Source organism: Pedobacter sp., from assembly GCF_046462515.1.
Lineage (GTDB): Bacteria > Bacteroidota > Bacteroidia > Sphingobacteriales > Sphingobacteriaceae > Pedobacter.
On sequence record NZ_JBKGVD010000005.1, the window covers coordinates 12,511 to 24,155 of the forward strand.

Sequence of the window (11,645 nt, forward strand, 5' to 3'; positions counted from 1 at the left end):
AATGGGAAACAAAGTTAACAAACCGGCAAAATTAAAGATCCGTAAAGGAGACCTTGTAAAAGTTATTGCAGGAGATTCTAAAGGACAACAAGGTAAAGTACAAGAAGTACTTGTATCTAAAAGCAGAGTGGTGGTAGAAGGTGTAAACCTTGTATCAAAACACACTAAGCCAAGTGCTGCTGCACCTAACGGTGGTATAATTAAAAAAGAAGCTGCTCTTCATATTTCAAACGTTCAGTTGGTTGATCCAAAATCTGGTAAAACTACTCGTGTTGGCCGTAAATTAAATGCCGACGGAAAATTAGTTAGAGTTGCTAAAATTTCAGGGGAGGAAATTAAATAATGGCATACGTACCAAGATTAAAAAGCAAATATAAAGAGGAGATTGTAGGCGCTCTTAAAGAAAAGTTCAACTACAAATCTGCCATGCAAGTGCCTAAGTTGAAAAAAATCTCTATCAACCAAGGTGTAGGTCGTTTTTCAGTAGCTGATAAAAAAGTTATTGATAGCGCTATCGCAGAGTTATCAACTATAGCGGGACAACAAGCTGTACCTGCAAAATCTAAAAAAGATATCTCAAACTTTAAATTACGTAAAGGTATGCCAATTGGTGTACGTGTAACTTTACGTGATAACAACATGTATGAGTTCTTAGATAGATTAATTGCTGTAGCTTTGCCTCGTATCCGTGATTTTAAAGGTATCAATGATAAAGGCTTTGATGGAAAGGGTAACTATACTTTAGGTATCACTGAGCAAATCATTTTCCCTGAGATCAACATCGATAAAATCAACAAGATTTTAGGTATGGATATTACTTTTGTAACTTCAGCTACTAACGATGTTGAGGCATTGGAACTTTTAAAACAATTTGGATTACCATTTAAAAATCAAAAAGCAGAACAATAATGGCAAAAGAAGGAGTAAAAGCTCGCGAAATTAAACGCCAAAAATTGGTGGCTAAATATGCTGAGAAACGTGCAGCGTTAAAAGCGGCCGGCGATTATGAAGCATTAGATAAATTACCTAAAAACTCTTCGGCTGTACGTTTACACAACCGTTGTAAGTTAACAGGTCGTCCTCGCGGTTATATGCGTACTTTTGGTATCTCAAGGGTAACATTTCGTGAAATGGCTTTAGAAGGTAAGATACCAGGAGTTAGAAAAGCTAGCTGGTAATTATCATTAAAATAATATAAGTTTTTGAGTTATAAGTTGTAAGTTGTATTTTTGCAGCCCTTACAGCTTATGGCTCATTGACATATAGCAGCAAAACAGAATATTAACCGATAGCAGGTCCAGAAGTCGGGTGACGCGTACGGATACCACTATCACAACTCAATTATAATGAATACAGATCCAATAGCGGACTATCTTACAAGATTGAGAAATGCTATTAAAGCAAATCACAGAATCGTAGAAGTTCCCGCTTCTAACCTTAAAAAAGAAATCACTAAGGTTCTTTTTGACAAAGGTTACATTGCAAACTACAAGTTTGAAGACACTACAGCTCAAGGTGTAATTAAAATTGCGTTAAAATATAACGCTATCACTAAAGTTCCAGCAATCCGTACTTTAACCCGTATCAGTAAACCAGGTTTAAGACAATATGCTGGGGTAGAAAATATGCCGAGAGTATTAAATGGTTTAGGTATCGCAATCTTATCTACTTCTAAAGGTGTAATGACTGATAAAGAAGCAGCCAAATTAAACATTGGCGGTGAGGTATTGTGTCACGTTTATTAATTAAAGGAGATCAGTACAATGTCAAGAATAGGAAAAAACCCAATTAACGTACCTGCAGGTGTTACAGTTACTTTATCAAAAGATAACGTAGTTACAGTAAAAGGTCCTAAAGGAGAGTTAAGCCAAGTTTTAGAAGGCGATATCACTATTTCTCAAGAAGAAGGTGTTTTAACAGTAGTTCGTCCATCAGATCAGAAAAGACACAAAGCCCTACATGGTCTTTATCGTTCTTTAATCAATAACATGGTTGTTGGTGTAACCAGTGGTTACAAAATCGAACAAGAATTAGTAGGTGTTGGTTACCGTGCTTCAAATCAAGGTCAAACCTTAGATTTAGTATTAGGTTATTCTCACCATTATGTGTTCCAGTTACCTCAAGAAATCAAAGTAACTACAACATCTGAAAAAGGTCAAACGCCTAAAATCGTGTTAGAGGGTATCGACAAACAATTATTAGGTCAGGTAGCAGCAAAAATCCGTTCGTTACGTGCACCAGAACCTTACAAAGGTAAAGGTATCAAGTTTGTTGGTGAAGTGTTAAGAAGAAAAGCAGGTAAATCAGCTTCTAAAAAATAATTAAAATGGCAGGAAAAAAATTATCGCGCAGAGAGCGTATTAAAAAAGGTATCAGAAAAAGACTTACTGGTTCTGAAAACCGTCCACGTTTATCAGTTTATAGAAGCAATAAAGGTATTTATGCTCAAATTATTAACGATGAAACTGGTAACACAATAGCTTCGGCATCATCTTTATCTAAAGATTTCAGTGCTAAAGGAACCAAAATCGAACAATCTGTAGCAGTAGGTAAGTTAGTTGCTGAGAAAGCAATTGCTGCTGGTGTTAAAGAAGTTGTTTTCGACAGAAATGGTTACTTGTACCATGGACGTGTTAAATCGTTGGCAGAAGGTGCCCGCGAAGGTGGTCTAGTGTTTTAATCATTAAATAAGAGATAATGTCAACTATCAATATAAAAAGAGTAAAAACTAGCGAAATTGAGTTAAAAGATCGTTTAGTTAGCATACAGCGTGTTGCTAAAGTAACCAAAGGAGGTCGTACTTTCAGCTTTTCAGCTATCGTAGTTGTAGGAGATGAGAACGGCGTTGTAGGTTATGGTTTAGGCAAAGCTAAAGAGGTTACCGAAGCAATTGCTAAAGGCGTGGATGATGCCAAAAAGAACTTAGTAAAAGTTCCAATTTTAAATGGTACCGTGCCTCATGAGCAAATCGGTAAGTTCTCTGGAGGTTTTGTTTTAGTAAAACCAGCAGCAGTAGGTACCGGAGTAATTGCCGGTGGTGCCATGCGTGCCGTATTAGAGAGTGCCGGTATCCATAACGTATTGGCAAAATCAAAAGGTTCATCAAACCCACATAACGTGGTAAAAGCAACTGTTGATGCATTAACTAAAATGCGTGATGCTTATACAGTAGCTCAAAACCGTGGTGTGGATTTAAACAAAGTTTTTAACGGATAATATCATGGCTAAAATTAAAATTACCCAAATAAAAAGCGTGATCGATAGAAGCGAACGCCAAAAAAGAACCATGAAAGCTTTAGGTTTAACTAAATTAAACCAAAGTGTAGAGGTTGAGGCTAATGCTGCCATTATTGGGATGGTAAGAAAAGTTAATCACTTAGTAGCTATTGAATCTATTTAATTATTATAAGATCTGTTTACCTTCTTTAAGGTAAACAGATTTTTATTTGTTTAACGTTGTTTCCTGATTAGTGAGAGCGAAGGGACAACACAATTTTTTGAAAATGAACTTAAGTAATTTAAAACCTGCAAAAGGTTCTGTTAAAACTAACAAAAGAATAGGTCGTGGTCAAGGTTCTGGTCGTGGTGGCACTTCAACCCGTGGACATAAAGGTGCTGGCTCACGTTCTGGTACAACTACAAAAGTAGGTTTTGAGGGTGGTCAAATGCCTTTACAACGTCGTGTACCTAAAGTTGGTTTTAAACCTATTAACCGTGTTGAATACGTTGGTATCAATTTAGATGTATTACAAGGTTTAGCAGAAAAATTTAGCTTAAATACAATTGATTTTGCTACATTGCAACAGCATGGTTTAGCTTCTAAAAACGATTTAGTGAAAATCTTAGGTCGAGGTGAAGTTAAAGCAAAATTAAATGTAACGGCTCATGCTTTTTCTGCAAGTGCACAAAAAGCTATTGAAGCTGCCGGAGGCTCAATCGTAAAACTGTAATAAATTAAATGAAGAAGCTATTTACTACTTTAAGTAATATTTGGAAAATAGAAGAGTTGAAGAAGCGTATTTTATTTACGCTTTCGATTCTTATCATCTATCGTGTGGTTTGTCAGGTAGTACTACCAGGGGTAGATCCAAATCAATTAGCACATACTGAAAAATCTGGTCTTTTAGGCCTGTTAGATATGTTTGCAGGTGGTGCATTTTCAAAAGCATCAATTGTAGCATTGGGTGTTATGCCTTATATTTCTGCATCTATCGTGGTTCAGTTGTTGGGTATTGCAGTTCCTTCTTTTCAAAAAATGCAAAAAGAAGGTGAGAGTGGTAGAAAGAAATTAACACAGTATACACGTTATTTAACAGTAGCTATTACAATTGTTCAGGCAATTGGTTATGTAAAAACACAGGTTCCGCAAAACGCAATCGTTATAGATCACGCTACTTTTTATATCATATCTGCTTTTGTATTAACCGCAGGAACATTATTTGTAATGTGGTTAGGTGAGAAAATTACAGATAAGGGTATAGGAAATGGAACATCATTAATTATTATGGTGGGTATTATTGCCCGTTTACCATTGGCAATTCAACAAGAGGTTAACTCTGTGTTTGCCGGTAATGATGGAGGTCTGATCAGATTAGTATTGGAGATTGTAGCATTATATGCTGTAATTATGTTTACTATTTTGATTGTTCAGGGTGTGCGTAAAGTTCCTGTACAATATGCAAAAAGGGTAGTAGGTAACAGACAAGTTGGTGGCGTAAGGCAATATATTCCTTTAAAAGTGAATGCTGCTGGTGTAATGCCGATTATTTTTGCTCAAGCTTTAATGTTTGTTCCAAGTGCATTAATAGGTGTATTTCCTAAGCTACAAGATAGTTGGTTACACCAATATGTAGATATTACTTCATTGACATATAATTTAACATTCGCATTTTTAATTATAGCATTTACATTTTTTTATACTGCTATAACAGTTAACCCAATGCAAATGTCTGATGATATGAAGAAAAATGGAGGCTTTATTCCAGGTATTAAACCAGGGTTGGCCACTTCGAATTTCATTGATGAGGTAATTTCTAAAATTACTTTCCCAGGAGCATTATTCCTTGCAATTATTGCAATATTACCTTCTTTAGCTATTAAAGTAGGTGTTCAGCAAGAGTTTGCACATTTCTTTGGAGGGACTTCGTTATTGATTTTAGTAGGTGTTGTTTTAGATACTTTACAGCAAATAGAAAGTTATCTGTTAATGCGCCACTATGATGGTTTAATGAAAACAGGTCGTGTAACTGGTCGCGCAGGAATCCCTGCCGCTACCGGAACCACAGGCGCTGCATTATAAATCAAGAATGTCTAAAATTCATTACAAGTCTCAGGAAGAGATTGAATTAATTAGAGAAAGTTCGCTTCTGGTTTCAAAAACTTTGGCAGAAGTAGCTAAAGTAATTAAACCAGGAATAACAACATTATCATTAGATAAGCTGGCATATGAGTTCATACAAGATCATGGCGCCGTGCCAGCTTTCTTAAATTATGGTGGTTTTCCCAACTCTTTATGTATTTCACCTAATGAGCAGGTAGTACATGGTTTTCCAAATGATTATGTAATTAAAGAGGGAGATCTGATATCTGTTGATTGTGGAGTAATTAAAAATAATTATTACGGTGATTCTGCGTACACTTTTGCAATCGGAGAAATTAATGAAGAAAAGCAAAAGTTATGTAAAGTAACACAAGAGTGTTTGGCATTAGCCATTGAGAAAGCTGTGGTTGGTATGCGAATTGGAGATATAGGATTTGCTGTGCAATATCATGCGGAACAACATGGTTTTGGTGTAGTAAGAGAATTAGTAGGGCATGGTGTGGGAGTAAAACTGCACGAAAAACCGGAAGTGCCAAATTATGGCCGCAGAGGTAGTGGGATTAAATTGGAAGAAGGAATGGTGATTGCCATTGAGCCAATGATCAATGCCGGTACTGCAGCAGTTAAATTTTGGTCTGATGGTTGGACTGTAACCTCTAAAGATAACCGCCCCTCTGCTCATTTTGAGCATACAGTGGCAGTAAAAAAAGGCAAGGCAGATGTTTTATCAACTTTTTCTCTGATTGAAGAAGTTTTAAAAGAAAAAAAGTAAAAAAATAAAAATTTTTACTTAATTTTGCAGCCTTGTTGTGTAGAAGCTAATTAAGTAAAAATCAAGATTATATGGCTAAACAAGCCTCAATTGAACAAGACGGAGTAATAAAAGAAGCATTATCTAATGCCATGTTCAGGGTAGAACTTGAAAATGGGCATGAAATTATTGCGCACATTTCGGGTAAAATGAGAATGCACTACATCAAAATTTTACCTGGTGATAAAGTTAAATTAGAGATGTCTCCTTACGATTTAACGAAGGGAAGAATCACTTATAGATACAAATAAAATGAAAGTTAGGTCATCAATTAAAAAACGTAGCGCTGATTGCAAGGTTATTCGTCGTAAAGGAAAACTTTACGTAATTAACAAGAAAAACCCTAAATACAAGCAACGTCAGGGATAATTAAAACATTTGGAACGAAATTCCGTACAACGGTGGCCCGCCGTTCGGTCGTTCATTTAAAAACAATTTATAAATATGGCAAGGATTTCAGGTATTGATTTACCAAGAAACAAAAGAGGCGAGATTGGATTAACCTATATTTATGGTATAGGTAGATCAACTGCTCAAAGTATATTAACTCAGGCAGGTATCAGCCTTGATAAAAAAGTACAGGAATGGTCTGATGATGAGTTGGCCGCTATCCGTACTATCATTAATGACACTATCAAAGTTGAAGGTGCTTTACGTTCAGAAGTACAATTAAACATTAAACGTTTAATGGATATTGGCTGTTACAGAGGTTTACGTCACAGAAAAGGTTTGCCTTCTCGTGGTCAGCGTACTAAAAACAACTCTCGTACACGTAAAGGAAAGAGAAAAACAGTTGCTAACAAGAAAAAAGCATCTAAATAATCATTAGATTACAGATTTACGGTAGCGGATTACTGAGTTAGTTCAAGTTCGTAAGTCATAAATCGTTAAAACAAAATGGCTAAGAGTAAAAAAGTTACAAAAAAACGTATTGTTAATATTGAACCTGTTGGTCAGGCACATATTAATGCTACGTTCAACAACATCATTGTTACTTTAACTAATAACAATGGGCAAACCATTTCATGGTCTTCTGCAGGTAAAATGGGTTTTAAAGGTTCTAAAAAGAATACACCTTATGCTGCCGGACAAGCTGCTCAGGATTGTGGTAAAGTAGCTTATGATTTAGGTTTACGTAAAGTTGAAGTATTTGTAAAAGGTCCTGGTTCAGGTCGTGAGTCTGCTATCAGAACTTTACAAGTTGCAGGATTAGAAGTAACATCTATTAAAGATATTACCCCACTTCCTCACAACGGATGTCGTCCTCCTAAAAAGAGAAGAGTTTAATCAATTAATTTTTTAAAGCTAAGAGTCGCCCGATGCGGTCGGGTTGATACTTTAAAATCAACAACAAATGGCAAGATATACCGGACCAAAGTCCAAAATCGCCCGTAAATTCAGAGAGCCTATTTTTGGCCCTGACAAAGTATTAGAAAGAAAAAATTATCCTCCAGGCCAACATGGTGCCTCTAAAAGAAGAGGAAAACAATCTGAATATGCTATTCAGTTACAGGAAAAACAGAAAGTAAAATACACTTATGGGGTATTAGAAAAACAGTTCCGTAACTTATTTACAAGAGCTTCAGCTCGTCAAGGTATCACAGGTGATAACTTGTTGAAATTATTGGAAGCACGTTTAGACAACACTGTTTACAGATTAGGTATTGCACCTAGCCGTTCTGGTGCTCGTCAGTTAGTTAGCCATAAGCACATTACAGTTAACGGTGAAGTTGTAAACATCCCATCATATCAATTAAAATCTGGAGATGTGATTGCAGTTCGTGAAAAATCTAAATCATTAGAAGCAATTACAAACTCAGTAGCTGGTAAAGCAATCAACAAACACTCTTGGTTAGAGTGGAACGCTAGCGAGTTAAGCGGTAAATTTTTAAATTATCCTAACCGTGATGAGATACCAGAAAACATTAAGGAAAACCTTATAGTAGAGTTGTACTCTAAGTAATCATATTGGTTAAAGCCTGTAAAGGCTTTAACTTTTTTAGTTACACAACATTAATAAACGATCTAAAAACATTATAAATGGCAATTTTAGCATTTCAGAAACCAGATAAGGTAATCATGCAGAAATCAACTGATTTCGATGGTCAATTTGAATTTCGTCCTTTAGAGCCCGGTTTCGGTGTAACAATTGGTAATGCCCTAAGAAGAATTTTACTTTCTTCATTAGAAGGTTTTGCTATTACAAGCATTCGTTTTTCAGGCGTTTCACATGAGTTTTCTACAATCAAAGGTGTAGTTGAAGATTTAACGGAGATTATCCTTAACTTAAAACAAGTTCGTTTTAAAAAAGTAGGTGAATCAGGTGATTCAGAAAAAGTGTTTATCGTGATTAATGGTCAGGAGCAGTTTTTGGCCGGTGATATCACTAAATTCTCAAATAATTTTGAGGTTTTAAATCCTGAATTAGTGATTTGCAATATGGAAAAATCAGTTACTTTAGAGGTAGAATTAACTATCAATAAAGGACGTGGTTATGTTCCTGCAGAAGAAAATAAAGTTAATGATTCTGTAGTTGGTGTAATCGCTATCGATTCGATCTTCACACCAATGAAGAACGTTAAATATACGATTGAAAACTATCGTGTTGAACAAAAAACGGACTACGAGAAATTAATTTTAGATATTTCTACAGACGGTTCTATTCATCCTGAAGAAGCTTTAAAAGAGGCAGCTAAAATTTTGATCCAACACTTTATGCTATTTTCTGATGAGAATTTAGTGTTAGAATCTCAGGCTAAAGAAGAAACTAAAGAAGTTGATGAGGAAATCTTACATATGCGTAAAATCCTGAAAACAGAATTAGTTGATCTAGATCTTTCTGTGCGCGCATTAAACTGCTTAAAAGCAGCTGATATCCGTACTTTAGCTGATCTTGTTTCTTATGATGTTGCTGATATGTTAAAATTCAGAAACTTTGGTAAGAAATCTTTAACTGAAATTCAGGAATTGGTAAAATCTAAACAATTATCGTTTGGAATGAACCTTTCTAAGTATAAGTTAGACGAAGAGTAATTAGTCGGAAGTTGAAAGTCGATAAGTTCGAAGTTCAATAACCAAAAAGAATAAATTAAATATTCACTGTGCATAATTCCCTCAGATTAAGTTCAAAGAGACGGTATGCACTTTAAAAATTAAAAAATGAGACACGGAAAAAAAGTTAACCATTTAGGCAGAACTGCATCGCACAGAAAAGCGATGTTAGCAAACATGGCTTCTTCGTTAATTAAACACAAAAGAATTACTACTACATTAGCTAAAGCTAAAGCTTTACGTGTTTATGTAGAGCCGATTATTACAAAATCTAAAAACGATACTACTCACTCACGCCGTACAGTTTTTGCTTACTTACAAGATAAAGAGGTCGTAACAGAATTGTTCCGTGACGTAGCAGCTAAAGTAGCTAACCGCCCAGGTGGTTATACCCGTATCATCAAGTTAAACAATCGTTTAGGTGATAACGCTGAGATGGCCTTAATCGAACTTGTTGATTATAACGAAGTTTACGGTAAAAATGTTTCAGTAGAAGAGAAGAAAACTACACGTAGAGGTAGAAGTAAATCTTCAGCAAAAAAAGCTGACGCCCCTGTTGCCGAAGCAAAAGTTGAAGAAACTCCTGTTGTTGAAGAAGCTCCTGCAGCTGACTCTACTGAGGAAGAAGCAAAATAGTTTTTCAAATATTAGTAGAAAAATTTTTATACAACAAAGCCCTTTAGTTTTACTAAGGGGCTTTTGCTTTTAAAAAAGTGAATGACCAATTTTGTAGTTAATATGGTAAACGATTCTAATTTAATATCATTTATAGAACAGCTTGCGCAAGCTTTGGCTAATAAGCATTTTGTTAAATTATCATTAGGGAATTATAAAGGCACAGAAGATAATCTTAAAAATATCTATGTTAAACCAGTTTTAATTAAGAAAACGGAGAAACTGTCTTTTACTTATCGTTATAAAACAAAAGATATCGTTAAGAATTATGACCTGAATGAAAGTGTACATTTAATAGCCGATTATTTGCAAAATGGTTTCAGAATAGCTACCATATTTACTTTACAGGAAGAAATCATAGGTGAATACAATAACAAGTATCTTTTTAAGATTAGAAATAAGGTTCTAGACAGAGCTCTTACTTCTTGCTTATCACATGATAAAGAAAAGAAGCGGATTATTGAAAGAAAAAGCAGCTACTTACAAGCTTTAGGACTTACAGACAAGGAGGGTAGTGTTTTTAAAAATGCGCAAGACAAGTATAGACAGATTAATCAGTACATTGAGATATTAAGTACCTTGATTAAGGAATTACCAATCGGAGCAATTAAAAACGTAGTAGATATGGGCTCAGGGAAAGGTTATTTAACCTTTGCATTATATGATTATTTATTGAAACATCAACAAAAGACTAAGGTAACTGGAGTAGAGTTTAGAAAGGATATGGTTGATTTATGTAATGATATTGCTATTAATGCGGGCTTTAACCAACTTTCTTTTGTACAGGGGACTATTGAAAGCTATCATAGTTCTGATATAAATTTACTGATTGCTCTGCATGCTTGCGATACGGCTACTGATGATGCTATTTATAAAGGGATAAAAGCCAGTGCCGATCTGATTGTAGTTGCCCCTTGCTGCCACAGGCAAATACGTAGAGAAATGGAAAAGGGTAAGGCAAAAAATGAGTTAAACTTTCTAACTAAGCATGGTATATTTTTGGAAAGGCAGTCTGAAATGGTTACTGATGGTTTACGTGCTTTAATTCTCGAATACTTTGGTTATAGAACAAAGGTTTTTGAGTTTGTATCAGACGTGCATACGCCTAAAAATGTATTGGTAGTAGGAATTAAGAATAAAAACCAAGATGTCAAAACTAAAGATGAGACCTTGCAAAAGATTAAAGCAACAAAGGCTTATTTTGGTATAGGTTATCATCATTTAGAACGTTTACTGGGGCTTTAGTTATATATCCAAAGTAGGACGGCTTTTCTTTTTCTAATAAGTAGTTTGTCTATTTTGGACATGGTATCATCCGATATGACCGGACAACCTGCGCTTTGACCGAATAAAGTTTGTGGATAGATTTCATAGTTTGGAACCGGAGTGTAAGAATGCAGTACAATTATTCGTTTAAAAGCATTACTATTCGTTTTTTCCAAACCATACATTTTATAGTGAATGTTAATACCCAGTTACTATAAGATCTGTTATTTACCTTATACTTCCCTAAAGACGTGCAATTACTACCTACTTCGTTACTAAAAACTGGTTTTGTAGCAGTACTACCACCGCCAACTCCATGTGCGCATAAGCCCGAAATGATAACCTTCTTTTGTTTAAAGTCGTAAACAAATAATCTGTTCTTCCCCGAGGGAATGCTCATATCTACCATGATGCAAATGGCTGTATCTAATTGGTTTTTCTTGCAAAAGATATAGGCTTCTTGAAGCTTTTCGCTTTTAATAATCGTTAGAGATGCCCACATATTCAAGAAAAGTAACAGTA

Annotated in this window: 21 protein-coding genes; 19 read left to right on the forward strand and 2 right to left on the reverse strand. The window is 35.2% G+C overall.

What is annotated here, in order from left to right:
- Position 1 precedes the first annotated feature (1 nt).
- From rplX to ACLHG9_RS05085, 19 genes are all read left to right on the forward strand, one after another.
- A complete protein-coding gene (rplX, locus tag ACLHG9_RS04995) occupies positions 2-343 on the forward strand; it encodes a 50S ribosomal protein L24 (protein WP_243360576.1) in 342 nt (113 codons plus the stop codon).
- A complete protein-coding gene (gene rplE / locus ACLHG9_RS05000; protein WP_410220413.1) occupies positions 343-909 on the forward strand; it encodes a 50S ribosomal protein L5 in 567 nt (188 codons plus the stop codon). The genes rplX and rplE overlap by 1 nt, the downstream gene beginning before the upstream one ends.
- Positions 909-1,178, forward strand: coding sequence for a 30S ribosomal protein S14 (rpsN, locus tag ACLHG9_RS05005; RefSeq protein ID WP_243360580.1), 270 nt, complete (start codon positions 909-911; stop codon positions 1,176-1,178). The genes rplE and rpsN overlap by 1 nt, the downstream gene beginning before the upstream one ends.
- Positions 1,179-1,343: 165 nt before the next feature.
- A complete protein-coding gene (gene rpsH / locus ACLHG9_RS05010) occupies positions 1,344-1,745 on the forward strand; it encodes a 30S ribosomal protein S8 (protein WP_243361176.1) in 402 nt (133 codons plus the stop codon).
- 18 nt (positions 1,746-1,763) lie between these two features.
- Complete coding sequence (rplF, locus tag ACLHG9_RS05015) at positions 1,764-2,321, forward strand: 50S ribosomal protein L6 (RefSeq protein WP_410220414.1); 558 nt, start codon at positions 1,764-1,766, stop codon at positions 2,319-2,321.
- 5 nt (positions 2,322-2,326) lie between these two features.
- The gene (gene rplR, locus ACLHG9_RS05020) at positions 2,327-2,680 is read left to right on the forward strand and encodes a 50S ribosomal protein L18 (protein WP_243360584.1); all 354 of its coding nucleotides are present in this window, start codon (positions 2,327-2,329) and stop codon (positions 2,678-2,680) included.
- Positions 2,681-2,697: 17 nt separating this feature from the next.
- Positions 2,698-3,216, forward strand: a complete 519-nt coding sequence (gene rpsE, locus ACLHG9_RS05025; RefSeq protein ID WP_410220415.1) for a 30S ribosomal protein S5 — start codon at positions 2,698-2,700, stop codon at positions 3,214-3,216.
- 4 nt (positions 3,217-3,220) lie between these two features.
- Positions 3,221-3,400, forward strand: coding sequence for a 50S ribosomal protein L30 (gene rpmD, locus ACLHG9_RS05030; RefSeq protein ID WP_243360588.1), 180 nt, complete (start codon positions 3,221-3,223; stop codon positions 3,398-3,400).
- A 103-nt stretch (positions 3,401-3,503) separates the two neighbouring features.
- A complete protein-coding gene (gene rplO / locus ACLHG9_RS05035; RefSeq protein WP_410220416.1) occupies positions 3,504-3,950 on the forward strand; it encodes a 50S ribosomal protein L15 in 447 nt (148 codons plus the stop codon).
- 8 nt (positions 3,951-3,958) lie between these two features.
- Positions 3,959-5,299, forward strand: a complete 1,341-nt coding sequence (gene secY / locus ACLHG9_RS05040) for a preprotein translocase subunit SecY (RefSeq protein ID WP_410220417.1) — start codon at positions 3,959-3,961, stop codon at positions 5,297-5,299.
- 7 nt (positions 5,300-5,306) lie between these two features.
- Positions 5,307-6,092, forward strand: a complete 786-nt coding sequence (map, locus tag ACLHG9_RS05045; RefSeq protein ID WP_410220418.1) for a type I methionyl aminopeptidase — start codon at positions 5,307-5,309, stop codon at positions 6,090-6,092.
- A gap of 71 nt (positions 6,093-6,163) precedes the next feature.
- Positions 6,164-6,382 (forward strand): translation initiation factor IF-1, encoded by a 219-nt coding sequence (gene infA, locus ACLHG9_RS05050; RefSeq protein WP_079643278.1) that lies wholly within the window; start codon positions 6,164-6,166, stop codon positions 6,380-6,382.
- A gap of 1 nt (position 6,383) precedes the next feature.
- The gene (gene rpmJ / locus ACLHG9_RS05055; RefSeq protein WP_107214554.1) at positions 6,384-6,500 is read left to right on the forward strand and encodes a 50S ribosomal protein L36; all 117 of its coding nucleotides are present in this window, start codon (positions 6,384-6,386) and stop codon (positions 6,498-6,500) included.
- A gap of 75 nt (positions 6,501-6,575) precedes the next feature.
- On the forward strand, positions 6,576-6,953 hold the full coding sequence (gene rpsM, locus ACLHG9_RS05060; RefSeq protein WP_243360595.1) for a 30S ribosomal protein S13: 378 nt from the start codon (positions 6,576-6,578) through the stop codon (positions 6,951-6,953).
- A 75-nt stretch (positions 6,954-7,028) separates the two neighbouring features.
- Positions 7,029-7,418, forward strand: coding sequence for a 30S ribosomal protein S11 (rpsK, locus tag ACLHG9_RS05065; RefSeq protein ID WP_243360598.1), 390 nt, complete (start codon positions 7,029-7,031; stop codon positions 7,416-7,418).
- Between the two features lie 67 nt (positions 7,419-7,485).
- Positions 7,486-8,094, forward strand: a complete 609-nt coding sequence (gene rpsD / locus ACLHG9_RS05070; protein WP_410220419.1) for a 30S ribosomal protein S4 — start codon at positions 7,486-7,488, stop codon at positions 8,092-8,094.
- A 77-nt stretch (positions 8,095-8,171) separates the two neighbouring features.
- Complete coding sequence (locus ACLHG9_RS05075) at positions 8,172-9,164, forward strand: DNA-directed RNA polymerase subunit alpha (protein WP_410220420.1); 993 nt, start codon at positions 8,172-8,174, stop codon at positions 9,162-9,164.
- A 126-nt stretch (positions 9,165-9,290) separates the two neighbouring features.
- On the forward strand, positions 9,291-9,818 hold the full coding sequence (gene rplQ / locus ACLHG9_RS05080; RefSeq protein WP_410220421.1) for a 50S ribosomal protein L17: 528 nt from the start codon (positions 9,291-9,293) through the stop codon (positions 9,816-9,818).
- Positions 9,819-9,899: 81 nt separating this feature from the next.
- Positions 9,900-11,102, forward strand: a complete 1,203-nt coding sequence (locus tag ACLHG9_RS05085) for a class I SAM-dependent methyltransferase (protein ID WP_410220422.1) — start codon at positions 9,900-9,902, stop codon at positions 11,100-11,102.
- Here the strand turns inward: ACLHG9_RS05085 and ACLHG9_RS05090 are convergent.
- Together ACLHG9_RS05090 and ACLHG9_RS05095 are read right to left on the reverse strand one after the other, a co-directional pair.
- Positions 11,099-11,308 (reverse strand): murein L,D-transpeptidase catalytic domain-containing protein, encoded by a 210-nt coding sequence (locus tag ACLHG9_RS05090; RefSeq protein WP_410220423.1) that lies wholly within the window; start codon positions 11,306-11,308, stop codon positions 11,099-11,101. The genes ACLHG9_RS05085 and ACLHG9_RS05090 overlap by 4 nt on opposite strands.
- Entirely contained in the window at positions 11,263-11,625 is a 363-nt protein-coding gene (locus tag ACLHG9_RS05095) for a murein L,D-transpeptidase catalytic domain-containing protein (RefSeq protein ID WP_410220424.1), read from the reverse strand. The genes ACLHG9_RS05090 and ACLHG9_RS05095 overlap by 46 nt, the downstream gene beginning before the upstream one ends.
- Between the last annotated feature and the right edge of the window lie 20 nt (positions 11,626-11,645).

Excerpts from the sequence above, each read along its gene's own strand:
- rplX (WP_243360576.1), top strand. The coding sequence starts at position 2 with ATGGGAAACAAAGTTAACAAACCGGCAAAATTAAAGATCCGTAAAGGA.
- rplE (WP_410220413.1), top strand. The coding sequence starts at position 343 with ATGGCATACGTACCAAGATTAAAAAGCAAATATAAAGAGGAGATTGTA.
- rpsN (WP_243360580.1), top strand. The coding sequence starts at position 909 with ATGGCAAAAGAAGGAGTAAAAGCTCGCGAAATTAAACGCCAAAAATTG.
- rplF (WP_410220414.1), top strand. The coding sequence starts at position 1,764 with ATGTCAAGAATAGGAAAAAACCCAATTAACGTACCTGCAGGTGTTACA.
- rplR (WP_243360584.1), top strand. The coding sequence starts at position 2,327 with ATGGCAGGAAAAAAATTATCGCGCAGAGAGCGTATTAAAAAAGGTATC.
- rpsE (WP_410220415.1), top strand. The coding sequence starts at position 2,698 with ATGTCAACTATCAATATAAAAAGAGTAAAAACTAGCGAAATTGAGTTA.
- rpmD (WP_243360588.1), top strand. The coding sequence starts at position 3,221 with ATGGCTAAAATTAAAATTACCCAAATAAAAAGCGTGATCGATAGAAGC.
- rplO (WP_410220416.1), top strand. The coding sequence starts at position 3,504 with ATGAACTTAAGTAATTTAAAACCTGCAAAAGGTTCTGTTAAAACTAAC.
- secY (WP_410220417.1), top strand. The coding sequence starts at position 3,959 with ATGAAGAAGCTATTTACTACTTTAAGTAATATTTGGAAAATAGAAGAG.
- map (WP_410220418.1), top strand. The coding sequence starts at position 5,307 with ATGTCTAAAATTCATTACAAGTCTCAGGAAGAGATTGAATTAATTAGA.
- infA (WP_079643278.1), top strand. The coding sequence starts at position 6,164 with ATGGCTAAACAAGCCTCAATTGAACAAGACGGAGTAATAAAAGAAGCA.
- rpmJ (WP_107214554.1), top strand. The coding sequence starts at position 6,384 with ATGAAAGTTAGGTCATCAATTAAAAAACGTAGCGCTGATTGCAAGGTT.
- rpsM (WP_243360595.1), top strand. The coding sequence starts at position 6,576 with ATGGCAAGGATTTCAGGTATTGATTTACCAAGAAACAAAAGAGGCGAG.
- rpsK (WP_243360598.1), top strand. The coding sequence starts at position 7,029 with ATGGCTAAGAGTAAAAAAGTTACAAAAAAACGTATTGTTAATATTGAA.
- rpsD (WP_410220419.1), top strand. The coding sequence starts at position 7,486 with ATGGCAAGATATACCGGACCAAAGTCCAAAATCGCCCGTAAATTCAGA.
- ACLHG9_RS05075 (WP_410220420.1), top strand. The coding sequence starts at position 8,172 with ATGGCAATTTTAGCATTTCAGAAACCAGATAAGGTAATCATGCAGAAA.
- rplQ (WP_410220421.1), top strand. The coding sequence starts at position 9,291 with ATGAGACACGGAAAAAAAGTTAACCATTTAGGCAGAACTGCATCGCAC.
- ACLHG9_RS05085 (WP_410220422.1), top strand. The coding sequence starts at position 9,900 with ATGACCAATTTTGTAGTTAATATGGTAAACGATTCTAATTTAATATCA.
- ACLHG9_RS05090 (WP_410220423.1), bottom strand. The coding sequence starts at position 11,308 with ATGTATGGTTTGGAAAAAACGAATAGTAATGCTTTTAAACGAATAATT.
- ACLHG9_RS05095 (WP_410220424.1), bottom strand. The coding sequence starts at position 11,625 with ATGTGGGCATCTCTAACGATTATTAAAAGCGAAAAGCTTCAAGAAGCC.